The following is a 22,002-nucleotide window of genomic DNA, read 5'->3' as shown; positions in this document are numbered from 1 at the left end:
GGGCGGTGTTTCACGTGAAACACCGCCCCCGTCGGCGGGCGCCCACCCGTCCGGGAACCCACCGGGGCCCCGGACCGTCACAGGGACAGCCCCGGATCCAGCCCGGCCGATTCTGGAAGGAGACGCGAGCACGCGATGACGGCGCCCCTCTCCTCCCCCGACCACGCCGCGGGCCCGCACCCCGAGGCCGACGAGCTGGCCGACCTCGCCGAGGACCTGCTCCCTCCCGCCGACGCCGACGCGCTGCGCCGGCACCTGGACGGCTGCGCCGACTGCCGGGAGACCGCCGACGCGCTCGCCGAGGTGCGGGCACTGCTCGCCGCGGACGAGCCCCCGGCCATGCCCGCCGACGTCGCCGCCCGGATCGACGCCGCCCTCGCGGCCGCGGCCCGGGAGGACGGCGCGGCGCCCGCCGCGGTGCCGTCCGCTCCGCCGGTGCCGTCCCCGCCGTCCGCCGTGCCGTCCCCCCGGCCGTCCGCGCCGACCGCTCCGCCGGCCGGGCCCTCCGCCGCCACCGGACCGGGCCGCGCCGCCCGTGGGCGCCGCCGCCGGGCGCTGCTGCTCGGCTCGGCCGCCGCGCTGCTCGCCCTCGGCATCGGCGGCGCCTTCCTCTCGCTGTCCTCCTCCCCCCGCCACGACCTCAGCGCCACCGTCGACGCGGCCGGGGTCCGCGCCGCCGCCTCGGCGGCCCCGAGCGCCCCGAGCCCGACGCCGGGCACCGGCGACGGCAGCAAGGCCGACCAGGCCCCCGGCGGCACCGTCTACCGCGAGGAGGAGCTCGCCGCCCAGGTCCGGCAGCTGCTCGCGGAAACGGCCACCGAACGGCCGGAGCATCCCGCCAAGCCCTCCGCCGGTGCCGGGGCGACCGCCGTCCCTCCCGCCGAGGGCGGCCAGGGCCTGACCGGCGGCGGCCGCTCCACCCCGGCCTGCCCACCGCCCAGCACCGCCGCCCTGCTGGCCACCGGCCGGGGCAGCTGGGCCGGCGCCCCGGCCGAGCTCCTCGTGTACGCCCTGCCCGGCCGCTCCGACCAGCTCGACGTCTACCTCCGCTCGCCCGGCTGCGGGCTGCTGCTGCACCGCACCGTCCCGGCCGGCTGACCGATGGTTCCCGTGCGATCCATGCCACCGGCCGCACGACACTCCCAGAGTGCGGGCGCCTGGTACTGATCCTCCTGGGAATGCGAGACACTGGTCAGTCGTTGTCCCGGGCGGCGGAGCAGGACCGCCCTCCCCGCAGCAAACGCGGGTCGCGATGCGAACCAGGAGATGCAGTGAGCGACGTCCGTAACGTGATCATCATCGGTTCCGGCCCGGCCGGGTACACGGCCGCTCTCTACACGGCTCGTGCCTCCCTCAAGCCGCTGGTCTTCGAGGGCGCCGTCACCGCCGGCGGCGCCCTGATGAACACCACCGAGGTCGAGAACTTCCCCGGCTTCCGGGACGGCATCATGGGCCCCGAGCTGATGGACAACATGCGGGCGCAGGCCGAGCGGTTCGGCGCCGAGCTGGTCCCCGACGACATCGTCGCCGTCGACCTCACCGGCGACGTCAAGACCGTCACCGACTCCGAGGGCAACGTCCACAAGGCCCGCGCCGTGATCGTCACCACCGGCTCCCAGCACCGCAAGCTGGACCTGCCGAACGAGGACAAGCTGTCCGGCCGCGGCGTCTCCTGGTGCGCCACGTGCGACGGCTTCTTCTTCCGCGACCAGGACATCGCGGTGGTCGGCGGCGGCGACACCGCCCTGGAGGAGGCGACCTTCCTCTCCCGCTTCGCCCGGAGCGTCAAGGTCATCCACCGCCGGGACACCCTGCGCGCCTCCAAGGCGATGCAGGAGCGCGCCTTCGCCGACGAGAAGATCAGCTTCGAGTGGGACAGCGCGGTCGAGTCCATCCACGGCGACCCGAAGCTGACCGGCGTCACCCTGCGCGACACCACCACCGGCGAGACCCGCGAGCTCCCGGTCACCGGCCTGTTCATCGCCATCGGCCACGACCCGCGCACCGAGCTCTTCAAGGGCCAGCTGGACCTCGACGCCGAGGGCTACCTCAAGGTCGAGGCCCCCTCCACCCGCACCAACATCCCGGGTGTCTTCGGCGCCGGCGACGTCGTCGACCACACCTACCGCCAGGCCATCACCGCCGCCGGCACCGGCTGCTCCGCCGCCCTGGACGCCGAGCGCTATCTGGCCTCGCTGGCCGACCTGGAGGCCCAGGCCGCCACCGTCGCAGTCTGACCCCCGACCCCACCGACCTCTCCGTCCAGGTGGGCGTGTTCCACGTGAAACGTGAACCCGCCCACCCCGCCGGGCCGAAACAGAACCGCCCCGCGCGGTGTTGTAGACCTGGCAGCCCTTCTCCCGCTTGACCCTTAGGAGTGACCGTGGCCGGCGCCACCACCACCGTGACCGACAAGACGTTCGATGCCGACGTCCTCAAGAGCGACAAGCCCGTCCTCGTCGACTTCTGGGCCGAATGGTGCGGCCCGTGCCGCCAGGTGGCCCCGGTCCTGGAGGAGATCGCGGCCGAGCACGGCGACAAGCTCACCATCGCCAAGCTCGACGTCGACGCCAACCAGCAGACCGCCGCGGCGTACAACGTCATCTCCATCCCGACCCTGATCCTCTACAAGAACGGCGAGCCGGTGAAGCAGATCACCGGTGCCCGTCCGAAGGCCGCGCTGCTGCGCGAGCTGGACGGCCTGATCTGAGGCCGTTCCTCCGGAACGCCACGAGGGCGGGGCTCCCCACCGGGAGCCCCGCCCTCTTCCGTTTCCCGCCCCTTCCGGCTCCGGCCGGCATCGCCGGCGCCCGGCGACACCCCGGCACGGCGCTGCACGGCACCGCGCGGCGCTCAGAACGGCCGCAGCGCCGGCTCCTTCCGCCCGCCGCCCAGCAGCCGCTCCAGCGCCCCCTCGACGTCCCCGCGCCAGGAGAGCGTGGTCCGCGCCTCCAGCCGCAGCCGCGGATAGCGGTGGTGCGGGCGGACCGTCTTGAAGCCCACCGCCAGCAGGTGCTCGGCCGGCAGCACACAGCTGACCGGCTGCCGGCCCACCGCCCCGAACGCCTCGATCGCCCGGAAGCCCCGGCCCAGCAGGTCCTTGGCCACCGTCTGCACCAGCACCCGCCCGATCCCCTGCCGCTGGAAGCCCGGCAGCACCCGGCTGACCATCAGCTGGACGGCGTCCGAGGAGACCGGACTGGTCGGGAAGGACTGCGCCCGCGGCACGTACGCGGGCGGGGCGTAGAGCACGAAGCCCGCCGGCCGGTCGTCCACGTAGACCACCCGGCCGCAGGAGCCCCACTCCAGCAGCACGGCGGAGATCCACCCCTCCTTCTCCAGCTCGGGCTTGCCGGACTCGACCGCCGCCCGGCCACTGACCGGGTCCAGCTCCCAGAACACGCAGGAACGGCAGGTCGACGGCAGGTCCGCGAGGTTGTCCAGCGTCAGCGGAACGATCCGGCGTCCCATGCCCCGCACCTCCTCGTCCACTCCACAGTCGAGCATTCCCCCCGAACGACGACGGGTGCATGTTTCACGTGAAACAGCGCTCACGCGAACCATGCACCCATCGGCACCGCCGTGCCGGACCGGCTCAGCCCTGCGACAGCCGCAGCCCGTCGTCGCCGGGCGCCATGCTGTCCAGGATCCGGTTGAGGTCCTCCACCGAGCCGAACTCCAGGACGACCTTGCCCTTGCCGAGCTTCCCGCCCCGCTGCGAGACCTCGACCTTCACCCGGGTCTCGAAGCGGTCGGAGAGCCGGCTCGCCAGATCGTTGAAGGCCGGCGAAAGGATCTTGCCCGCCTTGGGAGCCGGCCGCTTGGGCTTCTCCTCGCGCTGCATCAGCGCGACGATCTCCTCGGTGGTCCGCACCGAGAGCCCCTCCGTGATGATCCGCTTGGCCAGCTCCTCCTGCCGCTCGGTGTCCGGAGCCCCGAGCAGCGCCCGGGCGTGGCCGGCCGTCAGCACCCCGGCGGCCACCCGCCGCTGGACCGTCGGCGACAGCTTCAGCAGCCGCAGGGTGTTGGACACGTGCGAGCGCGAGCGCCCGATCCGGTCCGCCAGCTCGTCATGGGTGCAGGAGAAGTCCCGCAGCAGCTGGTCGTAGGCGGCCGCCTCCTCCAGCGGGTTGAGCTCCGCCCGGTGCAGGTTCTCCAGCAGGGCGTCCAGCAGCAGCTTGTCGTCCTCGGTGGCCCGGACGATCGCCGGGATCTGCTCCAGACCGGCCTCCCGGGAGGCCCGCCAGCGCCGCTCGCCCATGATGAGCTCGAAGCGGCCCGGCGCCGCCTGGCGCACCACCACCGGCTGGAGCAGGCCCACCTCCTTGATCGAGGCGACCAGCTCGGCCAGCTTGTCCTCGTCGAACACCTCGCGCGGCTGGCGCGGGTTCGGGGTGATCGCGTCCAGCGGCAGCTCGGCGAAGTAGGCACCGTCCATCCGCGCGAGCTCCGCCTCGGCGGCCTGCTCCCGAAGGCTCTCCGCGGCCGCCTTGGCCGCCAGCGTCCCCCGGCCGGACGGCAGCACCGGCACCGCGGTCGGCGAGACCGCCCCGGGCGAGGCCACCGGGGCCGCCACCGGCTGCGCCGCGGCGCCGGTCCCGGCTCCACCGCCCGCCGGGGCGGCGGGGCCGATCAGCGCCCCGAGCCCTCGTCCAAGACCCCTGCGACCACTCACCGATTGCCCTCCGTCGTACCGTGCTGTGCCCCCGGGGCGCCCTGCCCCGAACCGTCCCGCTGCTGCCCCACCAACGAGCCTCCGGCCCCCGCGGACACCGCCCGCAGCGCCAGCTCCCGAGCGGCCTCCAGGTAGGAGAGCGCGCCGGTGGAGCCCGGGTCGTAGGTGAGCACCGTCTGACCGTAGCTGGGCGCCTCCGAGATGCGGACCGAGCGCGGGATCGCGGTGTGCAGGACCTCCTGCTGGAAGTGCGTCCGGACCTCCTCGGCCACCTGGGCGGCCAGCCTGGTCCGGGCGTCGTACATGGTGAGCAGGATGGTGGAGACGTGCAGTGCCTGGTTGAGGTGCGCCCGGACCAGCTCGACGTTGCGCAGCAGCTGGCCGAGGCCCTCCAGCGCGTAGTACTCGCACTGGATCGGGATCAGCACCTCCTGGCCGGCGACCAGGGCGTTGACCGTCAACAGGCCCAGCGAGGGCGGACAGTCGATCAGGATGTAGTCCAGCGGCTGCTCGTAGGCGGCGATGGCGCGCTGCAGCCGGCTCTCCCGGGCCACCAGCGACACCAGCTCGATCTCGGCGCCGGCCAGGTCGATGGTGGCGGGGACGCAGAACAGCCCCTCGACCTCGACCACCGGCTGCACCACGTCGGCCAGCGGCTTGCCCTCCACCAGGACGTCGTAGATCGAGGGCACCTCGGCGTGGTGGTCGATGCCGAGCGCGGTCGAGGCGTTGCCCTGCGGGTCGAGGTCGATCACCAGGACGCGCAGGCCGTGCATGGCCAGCGAGGCGGCGAGGTTGACGGTGGTGGTGGTCTTGCCCACCCCGCCCTTCTGGTTGGCCACCACCATCACCCGGGTGGCAGCGGGCCGGGGCAGTCCTTCGCCCGCTCGGCCGATGGCCTGGACCGCAGCCTGGGCAGCACGCGCGATGGGCGTGTCATCGATCTGGTCGATGGTCTCCGAGTCCTGCATGGGGCTCAGTGTTTCACGTGAAACCGGAGCGGCAACAGTCGCCGCCCGGCTGCGCGAGAGGATTCCCGAGAGGAGAGAGCGACGTTTCACGTGAAACACCATGCCCGCAATGTCGGAATTCTGACGATGCGACACTCCGGTGTTCCGATGTCGTCCTGCCGTCCTCCCAGCCGTCACCCGAACGCCGCCGACCCCGGTCCCGCCCCGCTCCGCCCCCTCGGGCGGCCGCGGAAACGCCACGGGCGGGCCGGTCCGAGGACCGACCCGCCCGTGCCGGGCACCACGTCCGGCTCAGCGGCCGCGCCGCCGGGGGCTGCGGCCCCGGTCGCCGCCGCGCGCCGGGCTGCCCGCCCGGCCGGCCCTGGCCGCGGCCTTGGCCCGGCGGGTCGCCGCCTTCACACCGCCCGGGCTCTCGCCCACCTTGACCTGGACCACCCGGGTCGAGGTCTCCAGGGTGCCCTCGCCGACCGCGATCACCGACCACTCCACCGCACCGAGCTTCGCCAGCCCGGCCCGGGAGTCGGCCAGCTCCTGCTCGGCGCTGTCGCCCTTGAGCGCCAGCATCTGGCCGTGCGGCCGCAGCAGCGGCAGCCCCCAGCCGGCCAGCCGCTCCATCGGCGCCACCGCCCGCGCGGTCACCACGTCCACCGCCAGCTTGCCGACCATCTCCTCGGCGCGGCCGCGGAGCACGGTGACGTTCTCCAGCCCCAGCTCGCGGACCACCTCCTCCAGGAAGGTGGTGCGGCGCAGCAGCGGCTCCAGCAGCGTCACCGAGACGTCCGGCCGCGCCAGTGCCACCGGGATGCCGGGCAGGCCGGCCCCGGAGCCGACGTCGCAGAGCGTCGTCCCGCCCGGCAGCAGCTCGGCGAGGACGGCGCAGTTCAGCACGTGGCGGTCCCAGAGCCGGGGCACCTCGCGCGGACCGATCAGCCCCCGGGTCACCCCCGAGGTGGCCAGCAGCTCGGTGTAACGGACCGCGGCGTCGAACCGCTCGCCGAAGACCTCCCGGGCCACGGCCGGCGGCGCGGGCGGCGGCTCGACCGGCGGACGCCCGCCACCGGCCGCGTCCCCGGCCCCCGGCCCCCCGGCGCCGGTCTCCGACCCGCCGGCAGGCGCGCTCTCCGTGTCCATCTCGAACTCTCCGCTCCCCGGATCCACCGACCCGCTCCTGCACCGTTTCACGTGAAACAACTCTTCCCGGGCCACCGCCCGCGAAGGGACGACGACCCCGCCCGCGCGTGGCGGACGGGGTCGGGTCCTCATGTCGCATGCCGACCGCCGAAGCCGCCGGCGGTCACCCTGCCGTCAGGCCGGCAGCACGACCACGCACCGCTGGGGCTCCTCGCCCTCCGACTCGCTGCGCAGACCGGCCGCGGCCACCGCGTCGTGGACGACCTTGCGCTCGAACGGGGTCATCGGGCGCAGCTTGACCTGCTCCCCCGAGCTCTTCACCTGCTCGGCGGCCTGGGCGCCGATGGTCGCCAGCTCCGAGCGCTTGCGAGCCCGGAACCCGGCGATGTCCAGCATGAGGCGGCTGCGCTCGCCGGTCTCCCGGTGGACGGCCAACCGGGTCAGCTCCTGCAGGGCCTCCAGCACCTCGCCGTCCTGGCCGACCAGCCGCTGCAGGGAGCGGTCGTTGCCGTCGCTGACGATGGAGACCAGGGCGCGGTCGCCCTCGACGTCCATGTCGATGTCACCGTCGAGATCGGCGATGTCGAGCAGACCCTCCAGGTAGTCCGCCGCGATGTCGCCCTCCTGCTCCAGGCGGGCGACGAGGCTCTCGTCGGCGCTGGCGGCGGCCTCGGCCTCGACGGCGGAGGTGATGCCTTCCGTCACTGATGGACTCCTTCGGAGATGGGCCCGGGTGGTGGGCCGGTAACGAGGTTCAGGGGGCCGCGGGGCCGGTCCGGAGCGGACCGGTCACTTCTTCTTCGGCCGCTGACCGCCACGCTTGGGCTGCTGCCGGCCGCCCTGCTGGCGGGCCGCACCCGACTTGGCACCCGCCGGACGCGCCGCGGTCTGCTTGGCCGCACCGGTGCCGCCGGAGGTGCCGCTCCCGGCGGGCTCGGCGGGGACGGCGTCGGCGGGCTGCTCGGCCGGGGCGTCCTTGGTCAGACTCGCCGGCTGGGCGCCGCCGTGCTGGCGCTGCGACTTGGTCTGCTTGCGCGGCTGCTGCCGGCGCGCCTGCACCGACTCCTCGACCACGGCCTCGGCGGTGGCGGCCGACTTCTTCGCGGGGAGCAGGCCGAACAGCGGGCCCTTGATGACCGAGCCGTCCGGGTTCAGCCGGCCGGTCTTCTTCAGCCGGGCCTGGCGCTCGTCCCAGGCCTTGCTGCCCGGCGTCGGGTTGTTGCGGATGACGATCAGCTGCTGGCCCATCGACCAGACGTTGGTGGTCAGCCAGTAGACCAGGACACCGACCGGGAAGTTGATGCCCATCACGGCGAACATGATCGGGAAGACGTACATCAGCATCTTCTGCTGCTGCATGAACGGCGTCTTCACGGTGAGGTCGACGTTCTTCGTCATCAGCTGGCGCTGGGTGATGAACTGCGACAGCGACATCAGGATGATCATCACCGCGACGACGATCTTGACGCTGACGTCGCTGCTGCCGACGAAGGTCGCCGAGAGCGGCGCACCGAAGATGTGGGCCTGCTGCGCGCTGTCCAGCAGAGTGCCGTCGATCACGCCGATCGGCTTGCCGTCGGCGACCTTGGCGAGCACGCCGTAGAGCGCGGTGAAGAACGGCGCCTGCACGAGGATGGGAAGGCAGCTGGAGAACGGGTTGGTACCCGCCTCCTTGTACAGCTTCATCATCTCTTCGGACTGGCGCTGGCGGTCGTTCTTGTACCGCTCCTGGATGGCCTTCATCTTCGGCTGGATCGCCTGCATGGCCCGGGTCGCCTTGATCTGCTTCACGAAGAGCGGGATCAGGCAGATCCGGATGACGACCACCATCGAGGCGATGGCCAGACCCCAGGCCCAGCCACCGTTCGGGTCGAATACGTGGCTGTACAGCGAGTGGAACTGGACGATGATCCAGGACACCGCTGTGTACAGGGGGTTGAGGAAGGAGAAGGTCACCGGTCAGGCTCCTTGGACATTGGGATTGGCCCCATGGGGCCAATGGTCGCCGGGCCCTCGGGGTCCGGACCGGCGGGGGGCGTGATCACCGGCTGTTCGGCGGCGGACCGGCCCTTCAGCCGGTCCCGCAGCCGGCGGTGCCACACCGGATGCTTGCGCGGCGGGACATGATCGACCCCGCCGGGAGTCCACGGATTGCAGCGCAGGATGCGCCACGCGGTCAGCGCCCCGCCCTTCACCGCCCCATGCGTGCGCACGGCCTCGAAGCCGTAGTGCGAGCAGGACGGGTAGTAGCGGCACACCGGACCGAGCAGTGGGCTGATGGTCCACTGGTAGACCCTGATCAGACCCATCAGCAGGTACTTCATCGCCCTGCTCCCGTCGGCGCCGAGGCGGCGTGCTCGGCCTTGAGCAACCGCTTGAGCGCCGCGTCCAGGTCGCGTTCAAGGTCCTGACACGAGGCGGACGCGGCCGGGGGCAGCGCACGCACCACTATCAGGCTACCGGCGGGGAGCCGGGACAGACGATCACGCACGAGATGGCGCAACCTGCGCTTGACCAGGTTGCGGGTGACCGCCGGGCCGACAGCCTTGCTCACGACGAAACCCGCACGCGCCGAAGGAGTCCCCTCGGCGACGTGCGGGCGGGTGTCGCTGGTCCGGTCGGTGCGGTCCCCGGGGGCGTCCTCTCTGGCGAGATGGACGACCAGCAGGGGCCTACCGGCCCGGCGACCGCGTTTCACCGCGGTCGCGAAGTCCTGGCGCCGCCGCAGCCGATTCTCGGAGGGCAGCACAGCAGACTCTGGTGCGGATCAGGCGGAAAGGCTGGCGCGGCCCTTGCCACGGCGGGCAGCCAGGATGGCGCGGCCGGCGCGGGTACGCATCCGCAGCCGGAAGCCGTGGGTCTTCGCGCGGCGACGGTTGTTCGGCTGGAAGGTGCGCTTGCTCACTCGGGGGCTCCTGAGGTGAATCGTAGGATGACGGGGAGTCGCTTGGCCGTCACCGTGCGTCCGCGTGATCTCCCCTGTTTCGGAAATCCGGCCCATCTCCCCAGTTCGGCTGGGGTTTGAGGCAATCCACGGCGCCCGTGCTGCGCGCCTTATGGAGCGGGTGGACCCGCGGACATGCGGCAGCGGCCATCGACAACTCGACCTGGTTACGGTACGCGGGACGGGGCGCGAGGGTCAAACCAGCCGCCTGGAGGCCGTTTACCCACAGCCTGTGGACAACGACTTGATCCGGCTCTGTTCGCTGACTACCGTTGCAGGACTTGTCTGGTTTGTTCATCGGAAAGCGTGCACCAGTGGCTGATGTCAACAGCGACCTCGTCCCGGTCTGGGCGAGAGTCGTCGAGCGGCTGGTCGGCGACCCGGACATCGGGGAGATGGACAAGCAGTGGGTGCAGCGCACCCAGCCCATGTGGATGATGCACGACACCGCCCTGCTGGCGGCCCCCAACGAGCGGGCCAAGCAGGTGCTGGAGGGCCGGCTGCTGCCGCAGCTGACCGAGCTGCTCTCCCGCGAGCTGGCCCGCCCGGTGCGGATCGCCGTGATGGTCGACGCCAACGCCGTGCCGACCACCCCCGCGCCGCAGGCCCCGGCCGAGCCGTACCCGAGCCCGTCCGAGCCGGACGCCGGCGGCTACGGCGGCCCGTCCTACCCGCAGGCCTACGAGCAGGACTACGAGCGCCACCCCTACGACCACGGCGGCTACGAGCAGCCCCCCGCGCCGTACGGCGGCCCGACCGGCGCCCCGGCCTGGCCCGGCTACCAGGAACAGCCGCCGGCCTACCGCGAGCCCGAGGAGCCGGCCCCCCGGCCGCACCGCCCCGTCCCGGCGCCGCCCTCGACCACCCAGGGCGACCTCTTCGGCGGCGCCTACGGCCCCGGCCCGGGCGAGCACCCGCGGACCGCCTCCGGCCGCCGTTCCCCCGGGGCCCGCCCGGCCGCCCGCGGCGGCGAGAAGGCCCCCGCCGAGCGCGCCACCGACCGCCCGGCGGTCCCCGGCGTGCCCGCCCCGCCCGGCGCGCCCCCGGCCGGCGGCAGCCGCAAGGACGAGCCGGCCGCCCGGCTGAACCCCAAGTACCTGTTCGACACCTTCGTCATCGGCGCGAGCAACCGCTTCGCGCACGCGGCGGCGGTGGCGGTCGCCGAGGCCCCGGCCAAGGCGTACAACCCGCTCTTCATCTACGGCGAGTCCGGGCTGGGCAAGACCCACCTGCTGCACGCCATCGGGCACTACTCGCGCAGCCTCTTCCCGGGTACCCGGGTGCGGTACGTGTCCTCGGAGGAGTTCACCAACGAGTTCATCAACTCCATCCGGGACGGCAAGGCGGACACCTTCCGCAAGCGCTACCGGGACATGGACATCCTGCTCGTGGACGACGTGCAGTTCCTGGCCAGCAAGGAGTCCACGCAGGAGGAGTTCTTCCACACCTTCAACACCCTGCACAACGCCAACAAGCAGATCGTCCTCTCCTCCGACCGGCCGCCCAAGCTGCTGACCACGCTGGAGGACCGGCTGCGCAACCGCTTCGAGTGGGGGCTGATCACCGACGTCACCCCGCCGGAGCTGGAGACCAGGATCGCGATCCTGCGCAAGAAGGCGATCCAGGAGCAACTCAACGCTCCCGCCGACGTGTTGGAGTTCATCGCGTCCCGGATCACCCGGAACATCAGGGAGCTGGAGGGGGCCCTGATCCGGGTCACCGCCTTCGCCAACCTCAACCGGGCGCCGGTGGACCTGGAGCTGGCCGGGATCGTCCTCAAGGACCTCATCCCGGGCGGCGACGAGGACGCCGGGCCGGAGATCACCGCCCAGGTGATCATGCAGCAGACCGCCGCGTACTTCGGGCTGGGTGTGGACGACCTCTGCGGATCCTCGCGCAGCCGCGTGCTGGTGACCGCGCGTCAGATCGCCATGTACCTCTGCCGGGAGCTCACCGACCTCTCGCTGCCGAAGATCGGCGCGCAGTTCGGCGGCCGCGACCACACCACCGTGATGCACGCCGACCGCAAGATCCGGTCACTCATGGCCGAGCGCCGCTCGATCTACAACCAGGTCACCGAGCTGACCAACCGCATCAAGAGCTAGCCCGGCGGCCCGCCGCGGGGCGGGCCCGAGGTGGCCGGAAAAGGGCGTCAGGAGCGATCCTGGCGCCCTTTCGGCATATCCACAGGTGTGCACCGCGCGCCGGCCGGGCAGGGATGCGGGTGACGGACGCTCCGCCAGTCCACAGCCCGCGCCGAACATCTGACCGTGGATTCGAACGCCACCGGTGCGCGAGGCGGAAATCCACAGGCGGGGCCGGTTCTCCGTCATCCACAGGCCGGTGCGCCGTGAGTTATCCAGAATTCCTCCACAGGGCGCCCGGCGCTACGCTCTTCCGCGCAGGTCAGGTGCCTGTGGACTTGTGCACAACGGTTATCCACAGGGTGTGGACAATTGGCCGCCCATCAGTGGGCCGTCCGGGTTGTCCACCGGTTGTCCCCAGGCCGGGCGAGGTTATCCCCAGGTTGTCCACAGCTGTGTCCACAGTTCGACAAGCTTCTGCCCTCGTTCATGCCCAGGTGTGAAAGCCGTCACGAAAAGTTGACCGACGCCCGTGGATAACCGGGCCCGGATCTGGGGACAGTGCTGGGGATAACCTGTGGATACCCAGCGTGCCCTGTGGGTAACGCTCCGCCGTCCACAGCGGGCCGTGTTCGTCCACAGGCCCCATCCACACGTCCTGTGGACAAAAAACCGGGTCTGACCTGCGCAAACAGGGTTATCCACGGTTTCCACAGGCCCTACTACTACCACTACACCTATAGACCGCTCGACTGGTTCAAAAGCGGGTGGGGCCGAAATCTGTGGACAACCGCTCCCCGACATCCGTTCGAGTTGCTTCCGCCCGTCTGCCCCGTCTGTCGGTGGAGTACGTCAGACTGTCCTCGGCGACTGGAAGCGGAGCGGCGGAGCTCGGCGGACAGCCGCACCGAAGACCAAGATCAGAAGAACCAGACGTGCGAGCGGGAGCGCTCGATCCAGGAGGCGGTTACCGGTGAAGTTCCGGGTGGAGCGTGACGTCCTCGCGGAGGCGGTGGCCTGGGCTGCCCGCAGCCTCCCGGCACGGCCGCCGGTGCCGGTGCTGGCCGGCCTGCTGCTGACGGCCCAGGACGGCAGCCTGGCGCTGTCCGGCTTCGACTACGAGGTCTCGGCCCGGGTCGAGCTGGAGGCCGACATCGAGGAGGCCGGCACCGTTCTGGTCTCCGGCCGGCTGCTCAACGACATCTCGCGCAACCTTCCCAACAGGCCTGTGGAGATCTCCACCGACGGCCAGCGGGTCAGCGTGGTCTGCGGCAGCTCCCGGTTCACCCTGCCCACCCTGCCGGTGGACGAGTACCCGGCGCTGCCCCAGATGCCGACCGCGACCGGCACCGTCCCCGGCGACGTCTTCGCCTCCGCGGTCAGCCAGGCCGCCGTGGCCGCCGGCCGGGACGACACCCTGCCGGTGCTCACCGGTGTGCGGGTCGAGATCGAGGGCGACCGGATCACCCTGGCCGCCACCGACCGCTACCGCTTCGCCGTCCGCGAGCTGCTGTGGAAGCCCGAGCAGGCCGACATCTCCGCGGTCGCGCTCGTCCCGGCCAAGACCCTGCAGGACATCGCCAAGTCCCTGGGCAGCGGCGACAGCGTCTCCATCGCGCTCTCCTCGGGCGGCGCGGGCGAGGGCCTGATCGGCTTCGAGGGCGCCGGCCGGCGGACCACCACCCGGCTGCTGGAGGGCGAGTTCCCCAAGTACCGCAGCCTCTTCCCGACCGAGTTCAACGCGATCGCCGCGATCCAGACCCAGCCCTTCCTGGAGGCGCTCAAGCGCGTCTCCCTGGTCGCCGAGCGCAACACCCCGGTCCGGCTGAACTTCGAGGAGGGCGTGCTCACCCTGGAGGCCGGCTCCGGCGACGACGCCCAGGCCACCGAGCGGATCGACGCCTCCCTGGAGGGCGACGCCATCTCGATCGCGTTCAACCCGGGCTACCTGGAGGAGGGCCTCAAGGCCATCGACTCCGCCTACGCCCAGCTGAGCTTCACCACCCCGACCAAGCCGGCGCTGCTCAGCGGCAAGGCCGCGGTGGACTCCGAGGCGGACGAGGCCTACCAGTACCTGATCATGCCGGTCCGCCTCTCCGGCTGACCCGGCCCCCGCTCCCGGGCCGGTCCGGCCGCCACCGGTCCGGCCCGGGAGCCGCTCGTCCACGGCTCCGCCCACAGCCCTGTGAACAAACCTGTGGAACCCTCCCCCGCTCGGCCCGACCGCGAGGAGGCCGCCGCGCTCCAGCACGTAGGCTCAAGGAAGCGCGGCAACGGCGCCGCCCGCAGGGACGTCACCACAGGTAAGGATTTGGCTATGGAGCTCGGCCTCATCGGTCTCGGCAAGATGGGCGGCAACATGCGCGAGCGGATCCGCCGCGCCGGCCACACCGTCATCGGCTTCGACCGCAACCCCGACATCTCCGACGTCGAGAGCCTCCAGGAGCTGGTCTCCAAGCTGCAGGGCCCGCGCGTCGTCTGGGTCATGGTCCCGGCGGGCGCCGCCACCCAGGCCACCGTGGACGAGCTGGCCGAGCTGCTCTCGCCCGGTGACGTGGTCGTCGACGGCGGCAACTCCCGCTGGACCGACGACGTCAAGCACGCCGAGGCGCTGGCCGCCAAGGGCATCGGCTTCGTCGACTGCGGCGTCTCCGGCGGCGTCTGGGGCCTGGAGAACGGCTACGCGCTGATGTACGGCGGCGACGCCGAGCACGTCGCCAAGGTCCAGCCGGTCTTCGACGCGCTCAAGCCCGAGGGCGACTTCGGCTCGGTGCACGCGGGCGCCGTCGGCGCCGGCCACTTCGCCAAGATGGTCCACAACGGCATCGAGTACGCGATGATGCAGGCCTTCGCCGAGGGCTGGGAGCTGCTGGAGGCCGCCCCCGAGGTCACCGACGTCCGCGAGGTCTTCCGCAGCTGGCAGGAGGGCACCGTGATCCGCTCCTGGCTGCTCGACCTGGCCGTGCGCGCCCTGGACGAGGACGAGCACCTGGCCAAGCTCAGGGGCTGGGCCGCCGACTCCGGCGAGGGCCGCTGGACCGTCGAGGCCGCGATCGACCACGCCGTCCCGCTGCCGGCGATCACCGCCTCGCTGTTCGCCCGCTTCGCCTCCCGCCAGGACGACTCGCCGCAGATGAAGATGATCGCCGCGCTGCGCAACCAGTTCGGCGGCCACGCGGTCGAGTCGAAGTAGTCCCCGCAGGTCCTCCACAGAAGGCGAGCGCAGTCCACCGTCATGCACGTCGCGCACCTGTCGCTCGCCGACTTCCGTTCCTACGCCCGGGCCGAGGTCGCCCTCGACCCGGGCGTGACGGCGTTCGTCGGCCCCAACGGCCAGGGCAAGACCAACCTGGTCGAGGCGGTCGGCTACGTCGCCACCCTGGGCAGCCACCGGGTCGCCACCGACGCCCCGCTGATCCGGCTGGGCGCCGAGCGCGCGGTGATCCGCACCTCCGTGGTGGACCGGGGCCGCTCCACCCTGGTCGAGCTGGAGATCACCCCCGGCAAGGCCAACCGGGCCCGGATCAACCGCTCCGACAACGTCCGCCCGCGCGACGTGCTGGGCCTGCTGCGCACCGTGCTGTTCGCCCCCGAGGACCTCGCCCTGGTCAAGGGCGACCCGGGGGAGCGCCGGCGCTTCCTGGACGAGCTGCTGACCGCCCGCGCGCCCCGGCTGGCCGGGGTCCGGCAGGACTACGAGCGGGTGCTCAAGCAGCGCAACGCCCTGCTCAAGACCGCCGCGATGGCCCGCCGGGCCGGCGGCGGCAAGGGCGCCGACCTCTCCACCCTGGAGGTCTGGGACGGCCACCTGGCCCGGGCCGGCGCCGAACTCACCGCCTTCCGCCTCCAGCTGGTGGCCACCCTCCAGCCGCTGGTCGAGGCCGCCTACGGGCAGCTCGCGCCGGGCGGCGGCGACACCGCGCTGGAGTACCGCAGCTCCTTCGAGGGGGACCTGCCGACCAGCCGCGAGCAGGCCGAGGAGCAGCTGCTGCAGGCGCTGCGGACGGCCCGCAAGCAGGAGGTCGAGCGCGGGGTCACCCTGGTCGGCCCGCACCGCGACGAGCTGGTGCTCAAGCTCGGCCCGCTGCCCGCCAAGGGCTACGCCAGCCACGGCGAGTCCTGGTCGTTCGCGCTGGCGCTGCGGCTGGCCTCGTACGAGCTGCTGCGCGCCGACGGGGGAGAGCCGGTGCTGATCCTCGACGACGTCTTCGCCGAGCTGGACGCCGCCCGCCGCGACCGGCTGGCCGAGCTGGTGGCCGGCGGCGAGCAGGTGCTGGTGACCGCGGCGGTGGCCGAGGACGTGCCGAAGGCGCTGGCCGGCGCCCGGTACGCGGTCGCCGACGGCGCCGTGCAGCGCGTCACCGGCTGACCGCGCCCCCACCACGCCCCCCACCGTGCCCGAACCGTGCCCGAACCGCGCCCGGACCGCGGCCGCCCCACCGTGCCCGACCGCGCCCCACCGGCCGCCGCCGGCGCTCGCACACCCCGCGTCCGTACCCCCGGGAGCGCCGACCCGTGCCGTCGCCGCCCTCCCCGGCTCCCGTACGCTGGACGGCTCACCGTTGTCCACAGGGTGGGGATAAGGAGATCGCCGTGAGCGATTCGGCGGAGCACCCCGAGCCGACCGGTGCCGACCTGGCGCGTTCGGCGCTGCGGGCGGCCCGGGCGCAGGCCCGCCAGCGCGGTGAGCAGGTGCGCGAGAAGCGCGAGGCGAAGCGGCACGGTCTGCGCAGCGGGGCCCGCTCGGACGGCCGCGACCCGGTGCCGCTGGGGGCGGCGCTGACCCGGCTGCTGACCGAGCGGGGCTGGGAGTCCTCGGCCGCGGTCGGCGGGGTGATGGGCCGTTGGCCGCAGATCGTCGGGCCGGACATCGCCGCGCACTGCACGCCCACCTCCTACGACGACGAGGCCGCGGTGCTCACGGTGCAGTGCGACTCCACCGCCTGGGCCACCCAACTCCGCTGGCTGGCACGGCAGTTGGTGGCCCGTCTGAACCACGAGCTGGGGCACGGCACGGTCCGCACCATCAAGGTGCTCGGCCCCGCCGCCCCGGTGCGCGGCTACGGCCGGCTGCGCGCCCCCGGCAGCAAGGGGCCCGGGGACACCTGGGGATAGGCGCGGGGGTGCCGGGGTGGAGCGGACCGTGATCCTCCGGAACCCCTGACGGCCCTGCCAGGCGGTCTCAGCCCCCCGGGCGAGTATCGGGACATGTCCCGAGGGGATTCAGGGCGGCATTTCTGCCCTCAGAGGCTGCCAAACGCCCATCGATGTCAGTCGTACCGGTAGACTGGGGACCAAACACTGTTGCTAGTGGCAACCGAGTCGAAACGCCGTGGTCGCACGCCCGCCCGCAGAGGGAGCGGGGATGCGGCCCGCGCTGTGCCAGAGAGGGCGCTTCGTGGCCGATTCCGGCAACCCCAGCCAGATCCCAGACCAGACCGACCAGTCCGACAGGTCGTACGACGCGAGCGCCATCCAGGTGCTGGAGGGCCTCGACGCCGTCCGCAAGCGCCCCGGCATGTACATCGGTTCGACCGGTGAGCGCGGCCTGCACCACCTGGTGCAGGAGATCGTGGACAACTCCGTCGACGAGGCGATGGCCGGGCACGCCGACACCATCGACGTGACCCTCCTGGCCGACGGCGGCGTGCGCGTGGTCGACAACGGCCGCGGCATCCCGGTCGGCATCATGCCGGGCCAGGGCAAGCCGGCCGTCGAGGTCGTGCTGACGGTTCTGCACGCGGGCGGCAAGTTCGGCAACGGCGGCTACGCGGTCTCCGGCGGTCTGCACGGCGTCGGCGTCTCCGTGGTGAACGCGCTCTCCACCCGGCTCGCGGTGGAGATCCACACCGACGGCCACCGCTGGACGCAGGAGTACAAGGCCGGCACCCCGACCGCCCCGCTGTCGCAGCACGAGGCCACCGAGCGCACCGGCACCAGCGTCACCTTCTGGGCCGACCCGGACATCTTCGAGACCACGGTCTACTCCTTCGAGACGCTCTCCCGCCGGTTCCAGGAGATGGCGTTCCTCAACAAGGGCCTGACCATCGCGCTGACCGACGAGCGCCCCGAGCACGTCGACGAGGAGGGCAAGCCGCTCTCCGTCACCTACAAGTACGACGGCGGCATCGCCGACTTCGTCGCCCACCTCAACTCCCGCAAGGGCGAGGTCGTCCACCCCTCGGTGATCGACTTCGAGGCGGAGGACAAGGACAAGGCGATCTCGGTGGAGATCGCCATGCAGTGGAACTCCTCGTACACCGAGGGGGTCTACTCCTTCGCCAACACCATCCACACCCACGGCGGCGGTACCCACGAGGAGGGCTTCCGCGCCGCGCTGACCGGCCTGGTCAACCGCTACGCGCGGGACAAGAAGCTGCTCCGCGAGAAGGACGACAACCTCTCCGGCGAGGACATCCGCGAGGGCCTGACCGCGATCATCTCGGTCAAGCTAGGCGAGCCGCAGTTCGAGGGCCAGACCAAGGACAAGCTGGGCAACACCGAGGCGAAGACCTTCGTCCAGAAGGTCGTCCACGAGCACCTGAACGACTGGCTGGACCGCAACCCCAACGAGGCGGCGGACATCATCCGCAAGTCCATCCAGGCCGCCACCGCGCGCGTCGCCGCCCGCAAGGCCCGCGACCTCACCCGCCGCAAGGGCCTGCTGGAGTCCGCCTCGCTGCCCGGCAAGCTCAGCGACTGCCAGTCCAAGGACCCGGCCGAGTGCGAGATCTTCATCGTCGAGGGTGACTCCGCCGGCGGCTCGGCCAAGCAGGGCCGGGACCCGCGCATCCAGGCGATCCTCCCGATCCGCGGCAAGATCCTGAACGTCGAGAAGGCCCGGATCGACAAGGTGCTGCAGAACACCGAGGTCCAGGCGCTGATCTCGGCCTTCGGCTGCGGCATCCAGGAGGACTACGACGAGTCCAAGCTCCGCTACCACAAGATCGTGCTGATGGCCGACGCCGACGTCGACGGCCAGCACATCCGCACCCTGCTGCTGACCCTGCTGTTCCGCTTCATGCGGCCGCTGGTCGAGGCCGGCTACGTCTACCTGGCGATGCCGCCGCTGTACAAGATCAAGTGGGGCAAGGACGACTTCGAGTACGCCTACTCCGACCGCGAGCGCGACGCGCTGATCGCCGCCGGGGTCGAGGCGGGGCGCCGCCTGCCGAAGGACGACGCGATCCAGCGGTTCAAGGGTCTCGGCGAGATGAACGCCGAGGAGCTCCGGGTCACCACCATGGACCAGGCCCACCGCCTGCTGCTCCAGGTCACCCTGGAGGACGCCGCCCGCGCCGACGAGCTGTTCTCGATCCTCATGGGCGAGGACGTCGAGGCCCGCCGCTCCTTCATCCAGCGCAACGCCAAGGACGTCCGCTTCCTGGACGTGTGACGCCTGCCCGCAGGCCCCGCACGTACCAGTCCGCGTGAAAGGAAACTGACCACCAGTGGTCGACGACAACCGTCCCGAAGGCGAGCAGCCCGAGACCCCCGAGGCCGCCGCGGTGGCCCTGCGGATCGAGCCGGTCGAGCTCGAGACCGAGATGCAGCGCTCGTACCTCGACTACGCGATGAGCGTGATCGTCAGCCGGGCCCTGCCCGAGGTGCGCGACGGCCTGAAGCCGGTGCACCGCCGCGTGCTGTACGCGATGTACGACGGCGGCTACCGCCCCGAGAAGGGCTACTACAAGTGCGCCCGCGTCGTCGGCGACGTGATGGGCAACTACCACCCGCACGGTGACACCTCGATCTACGACACCGTGGTCCGCCTGGCCCAGCCGTGGTCGATGCGGATGCCGCTGGTGGACGGCAACGGCAACTTCGGCTCCCCGGGCAACGACCCGGCCGCGGCCATGCGCTACACCGAGTGCAAGATGGCGCCGCTGGCGATGGAGATGATGCGCGACATCGACGAGGAGACCGTCGACTTCGCGCCGAACTACGACGGCCGCTCGCAGGAGCCCACCGTCCTGCCCGCGCGTTTCCCCAACCTGCTCGTCAACGGCGCCACCGGCATCGCGGTCGGCATGGCCACCAACATCCCGCCGCACAACCTGCGCGAGGTCGCCTCCGGCGCGCTCTGGTACCTGGAGAACCCGGAGGCCTCCCACGAGGAGCTGCTGGACGCCCTGATCGAGCGGATCAAGGGCCCGGACTTCCCCACCGGCGCGCTGATCGTCGGCCGCCGCGGCATCGACGACTACTACCGCACCGGGCGCGGCTCGGTCACCATGCGGGCCGTGGTCGAGGTCGAGGAGATCCAGGGCCGCCAGTGCCTGGTGATCACCGAGCTGCCCTACCAGGTCAACCCGGACAACCTCGCGCTGAAGATCGCCGACCTGGTCAAGGACGGCAGGGTCGCCGGCATCGCCGACGTCCGCGACGAGTCCTCCTCGCGCACCGGCCAGCGCCTGGTGATCGTGCTCAAGCGCGACGCGGTCGCCAAGGTCGTGCTGAACAACCTCTACAAGCACACCGACCTGCAGACCAACTTCGGCGCCAACATGCTGGCCCTGGTCGACGGCGTGCCGCGCACCCTGTCGCTGGACGCCTTCATCCGGCACTGGGTCAACCACCAGGTCGAGGTCATCGTCCGGCGCACGACCTTCCGGCTGCGCAAGGCCGAGGAGCGCGCCCACATCCTGCGCGCGCTGCTGCGCGCCCTGGACATGATCGACGAGGTCATCGCGCTGATCCGGGCCTCGGCGAGCGCCGACGCGGCCCGCACCGGCCTGATGGAGCTGCTGTCGATCGACGAGCTCCAGGCCAACGCGATCCTGGAGATGCAGCTGCGCCGGCTGGCCGCCCTGGAGCGCCAGCGGATCACCGACGAGCACGACGAGCTGCAGCGCAAGATCGACGAGTACAACACGATCCTGGCCTCGCCGACCCGCCAGCGCGGGATCATCTCCGAGGAGCTCACCGCGATCGTCGAGAAGTACGGCGACGAGCGGCGCTCGACCCTCATCCCCTCCGACGGCGACCTCTCCATCGAGGACCTCATCGCCGAGGAGGACATCGTCGTCACGATCACCCGCGGCGGCTACGTCAAGCGCACCCGTTCCGACCTCTACCGCTCGCAGAAGCGCGGCGGCAAGGGCGTGCGCGGCGCCCAGCTCAAGCAGGACGACATCGTCGACCACTTCTTCGTGACGACGACCCACAACTGGATCCTGTTCTTCACCAACAAGGGCCGGGTCTACCGCGCCAAGGGCTACGAACTGCCGGACGCCGGGCGCGACGCCCGCGGCCAGCACGTGGCCAACCTGCTGGCCTTCCAGCCGGACGAGCACATCGCCCAGGTGATGGCCGTCCGCACCTACGAGGACAAGCCCTACCTGGTCCTCGCCACCCGGGCCGGCCTGGTGAAGAAGTCCCCGCTGAAGGACTACGACTCCCCGCGCTCCGGCGGACTGATCGCGATCAACCTGCGCCAGGACGAGGAGGGCCGGGACGACGAGCTGATCGGTGCCGAGCTGGTCTCCGCCGAGGACGACCTGCTGCTGGTCTCCAAGAAGGCGCAGTCGATCCGCTTCACCGCCACCGACGAGGCGCTGCGCTCCACCGGCCGCGCCACCTCCGGCGTCAAGGGCATGGCCTTCCGCGAGAACGACGAACTGCTCTCGATGAACGTGGTCCGTCCGGGCACCTACGTCTTCACCGCGACCGACGGCGGTTACGCCAAGCGCACCGGTGTGGACGAGTACCGTGTCCAGGGACGCGGCGGCTACGGCACCAAGGCGGCGAAGATCGTCGAGGGCCGGGGCTCGCTGGTCGGCGCGCTGGTCGTCGACGAGACGGACGAGATCATGGCGATCACCCTGTCCGGAGGAGTGATCCGCACGAGGGTTTCCGAGGTTCGTGAAACCGGACGTGACACCATGGGCGTCCAACTGATCAACCTGGGCAAGCGCGATGCGGTCGTGGGCATGGCCCGCAACGCGGAGGCCGAGGACGACGAGTCGGCGGAGGACGAGGTGGCGGGCACCGAGTCCACCGCGGTGGCCGAGGGTACGGAGCCGGAGTCCGGCGGGGAGACCACCCGGGACTGACCCCGTACCGCGTCGGCCGGTACCGTCACGTCCGTACACGACGTGGCGGTACCGGCCGCCGACCAGTTCCGGGCAATCCCGCCGGGCGCTGGGTGACGAGTGACGAAGCAGGGCGGTGCGTCCGTCCTGGTGGGAAGTGCGG

General features: G+C 71.7%; 19 protein-coding genes. 10 read left to right on the top strand and 9 right to left on the bottom strand.

Translation table 11 applies throughout. The annotated features are described in order from the left end of the window. The first annotated feature begins 135 nt into the window (after positions 1 to 135). The 3 genes from ABT238_RS05315 to trxA all read left to right on the top strand — a co-directional run bounded on the left by ABT238_RS05315 (position 136) and on the right by trxA (position 2,710). Positions 136 to 1,098 (top strand): zf-HC2 domain-containing protein, encoded by a 963-nt coding sequence (locus tag ABT238_RS05315; RefSeq protein WP_350560602.1) that lies wholly within the window; start codon positions 136 to 138, stop codon positions 1,096 to 1,098. Between the two features lie 173 nt (positions 1,099 to 1,271). Further along, positions 1,272 to 2,237 (top strand): thioredoxin-disulfide reductase, encoded by a 966-nt coding sequence (trxB, locus tag ABT238_RS05310; RefSeq protein ID WP_350560600.1) that lies wholly within the window; start codon positions 1,272 to 1,274, stop codon positions 2,235 to 2,237. Positions 2,238 to 2,383: 146 nt separating this feature from the next. Then, entirely contained in the window at positions 2,384 to 2,710 is a 327-nt protein-coding gene (trxA, locus tag ABT238_RS05305) for a thioredoxin (RefSeq protein ID WP_350560598.1), read from the top strand. 143 nt (positions 2,711 to 2,853) lie between these two features. Here trxA and ABT238_RS05300 read toward each other — a convergent pair whose 3' ends face one another. The 9 genes from ABT238_RS05300 to rpmH all read right to left on the bottom strand — a co-directional run bounded on the left by ABT238_RS05300 (position 2,854) and on the right by rpmH (position 9,682). After that, positions 2,854 to 3,471 carry a GNAT family N-acetyltransferase gene (locus ABT238_RS05300; protein ID WP_344330057.1) on the bottom strand — a complete coding sequence of 206 codons (618 nt, stop codon included), beginning with the start codon at positions 3,469 to 3,471 and terminating at the stop codon, positions 2,854 to 2,856. Between the two features lie 124 nt (positions 3,472 to 3,595). Further along, positions 3,596 to 4,675, bottom strand: coding sequence for a ParB/RepB/Spo0J family partition protein (locus ABT238_RS05295; protein WP_350560596.1), 1,080 nt, complete (start codon positions 4,673 to 4,675; stop codon positions 3,596 to 3,598). Then, positions 4,672 to 5,646: a ParA family protein gene (locus tag ABT238_RS05290; RefSeq protein ID WP_350560594.1), complete on the bottom strand. Its 975-nt coding sequence runs from the start codon at positions 5,644 to 5,646 to the stop codon at positions 4,672 to 4,674. Before ABT238_RS05290 ends, ABT238_RS05295 begins: the two co-directional genes overlap by 4 nt. 291 nt (positions 5,647 to 5,937) lie before the next feature. Beyond that, positions 5,938 to 6,777 (bottom strand): 16S rRNA (guanine(527)-N(7))-methyltransferase RsmG, encoded by an 840-nt coding sequence (rsmG, locus tag ABT238_RS05285; protein WP_350560592.1) that lies wholly within the window; start codon positions 6,775 to 6,777, stop codon positions 5,938 to 5,940. A gap of 174 nt (positions 6,778 to 6,951) precedes the next feature. Beyond that, a complete protein-coding gene (locus ABT238_RS05280) occupies positions 6,952 to 7,482 on the bottom strand; it encodes a Jag family protein (protein ID WP_350560590.1) in 531 nt (176 codons plus the stop codon). A gap of 84 nt (positions 7,483 to 7,566) precedes the next feature. Further along, positions 7,567 to 8,733: a membrane protein insertase YidC gene (gene yidC / locus ABT238_RS05275; RefSeq protein ID WP_350560588.1), complete on the bottom strand. Its 1,167-nt coding sequence runs from the start codon at positions 8,731 to 8,733 to the stop codon at positions 7,567 to 7,569. Further along, positions 8,730 to 9,101, bottom strand: a complete 372-nt coding sequence (gene yidD, locus ABT238_RS05270; RefSeq protein ID WP_350560586.1) for a membrane protein insertion efficiency factor YidD — start codon at positions 9,099 to 9,101, stop codon at positions 8,730 to 8,732. Before yidD ends, yidC begins: the two co-directional genes overlap by 4 nt. After that, positions 9,098 to 9,526: a ribonuclease P protein component gene (gene rnpA, locus ABT238_RS05265; RefSeq protein ID WP_350560584.1), complete on the bottom strand. Its 429-nt coding sequence runs from the start codon at positions 9,524 to 9,526 to the stop codon at positions 9,098 to 9,100. Before rnpA ends, yidD begins: the two co-directional genes overlap by 4 nt. Positions 9,527 to 9,544: 18 nt before the next feature. Continuing rightward, on the bottom strand, positions 9,545 to 9,682 hold the full coding sequence (gene rpmH / locus ABT238_RS05260) for a 50S ribosomal protein L34 (protein ID WP_030059672.1): 138 nt from the start codon (positions 9,680 to 9,682) through the stop codon (positions 9,545 to 9,547). 353 nt (positions 9,683 to 10,035) lie between these two features. On the opposite strand from rpmH, the gene dnaA reads away from it, so the two are divergent. The 7 genes from dnaA to gyrA all read left to right on the top strand — a co-directional run bounded on the left by dnaA (position 10,036) and on the right by gyrA (position 21,860). After that, a complete protein-coding gene (gene dnaA, locus ABT238_RS05255; protein WP_350560582.1) occupies positions 10,036 to 11,826 on the top strand; it encodes a chromosomal replication initiator protein DnaA in 1,791 nt (596 codons plus the stop codon). Positions 11,827 to 12,778: 952 nt separating this feature from the next. Continuing rightward, the gene (gene dnaN / locus ABT238_RS05250) at positions 12,779 to 13,909 is read left to right on the top strand and encodes a DNA polymerase III subunit beta (RefSeq protein WP_350560580.1); all 1,131 of its coding nucleotides are present in this window, start codon (positions 12,779 to 12,781) and stop codon (positions 13,907 to 13,909) included. A 93-nt stretch (positions 13,910 to 14,002) separates the two neighbouring features. Then, positions 14,003 to 14,998, top strand: coding sequence for a phosphogluconate dehydrogenase (NAD(+)-dependent, decarboxylating) (gene gnd / locus ABT238_RS05245; RefSeq protein WP_502884127.1), 996 nt, complete (start codon positions 14,003 to 14,005; stop codon positions 14,996 to 14,998). 42 nt (positions 14,999 to 15,040) lie between these two features. After that, positions 15,041 to 16,174, top strand: coding sequence for a DNA replication/repair protein RecF (gene recF / locus ABT238_RS05240; RefSeq protein ID WP_350755576.1), 1,134 nt, complete (start codon positions 15,041 to 15,043; stop codon positions 16,172 to 16,174). A 218-nt stretch (positions 16,175 to 16,392) separates the two neighbouring features. Next, positions 16,393 to 16,920 carry a DciA family protein gene (locus tag ABT238_RS05235; protein WP_376086692.1) on the top strand — a complete coding sequence of 176 codons (528 nt, stop codon included), beginning with the start codon at positions 16,393 to 16,395 and terminating at the stop codon, positions 16,918 to 16,920. Positions 16,921 to 17,170: 250 nt separating this feature from the next. Then, complete coding sequence (gene gyrB, locus ABT238_RS05230; protein ID WP_350560572.1) at positions 17,171 to 19,201, top strand: DNA topoisomerase (ATP-hydrolyzing) subunit B; 2,031 nt, start codon at positions 17,171 to 17,173, stop codon at positions 19,199 to 19,201. A gap of 55 nt (positions 19,202 to 19,256) precedes the next feature. Then, positions 19,257 to 21,860, top strand: coding sequence for a DNA gyrase subunit A (gyrA, locus tag ABT238_RS05225; protein WP_350560570.1), 2,604 nt, complete (start codon positions 19,257 to 19,259; stop codon positions 21,858 to 21,860). Positions 21,861 to 22,002 lie beyond the last annotated feature (142 nt).

The sequence above is a fragment of the Kitasatospora sp. NPDC001527 genome, assembly GCF_040298605.1.
Taxonomy (GTDB): domain Bacteria; phylum Actinomycetota; class Actinomycetes; order Streptomycetales; family Streptomycetaceae; genus Kitasatospora.
This window is presented reverse-complemented; position numbering and strand designations above follow the sequence as displayed.

Excerpts from the sequence above, each read along its gene's own strand:
- ABT238_RS05315 (WP_350560602.1), top strand. The coding sequence starts at position 136 with ATGACGGCGCCCCTCTCCTCCCCCGACCACGCCGCGGGCCCGCACCCC.
- ABT238_RS05300 (WP_344330057.1), bottom strand. The coding sequence starts at position 3,471 with ATGGGACGCCGGATCGTTCCGCTGACGCTGGACAACCTCGCGGACCTG.
- gyrB (WP_350560572.1), top strand. The coding sequence starts at position 17,171 with ATGCGGCCCGCGCTGTGCCAGAGAGGGCGCTTCGTGGCCGATTCCGGC.
- recF (WP_350755576.1), top strand. The coding sequence starts at position 15,041 with ATGCACGTCGCGCACCTGTCGCTCGCCGACTTCCGTTCCTACGCCCGG.
- yidD (WP_350560586.1), bottom strand. The coding sequence starts at position 9,101 with ATGAAGTACCTGCTGATGGGTCTGATCAGGGTCTACCAGTGGACCATC.
- ABT238_RS05290 (WP_350560594.1), bottom strand. The coding sequence starts at position 5,646 with ATGCAGGACTCGGAGACCATCGACCAGATCGATGACACGCCCATCGCG.
- rsmG (WP_350560592.1), bottom strand. The coding sequence starts at position 6,777 with ATGGACACGGAGAGCGCGCCTGCCGGCGGGTCGGAGACCGGCGCCGGG.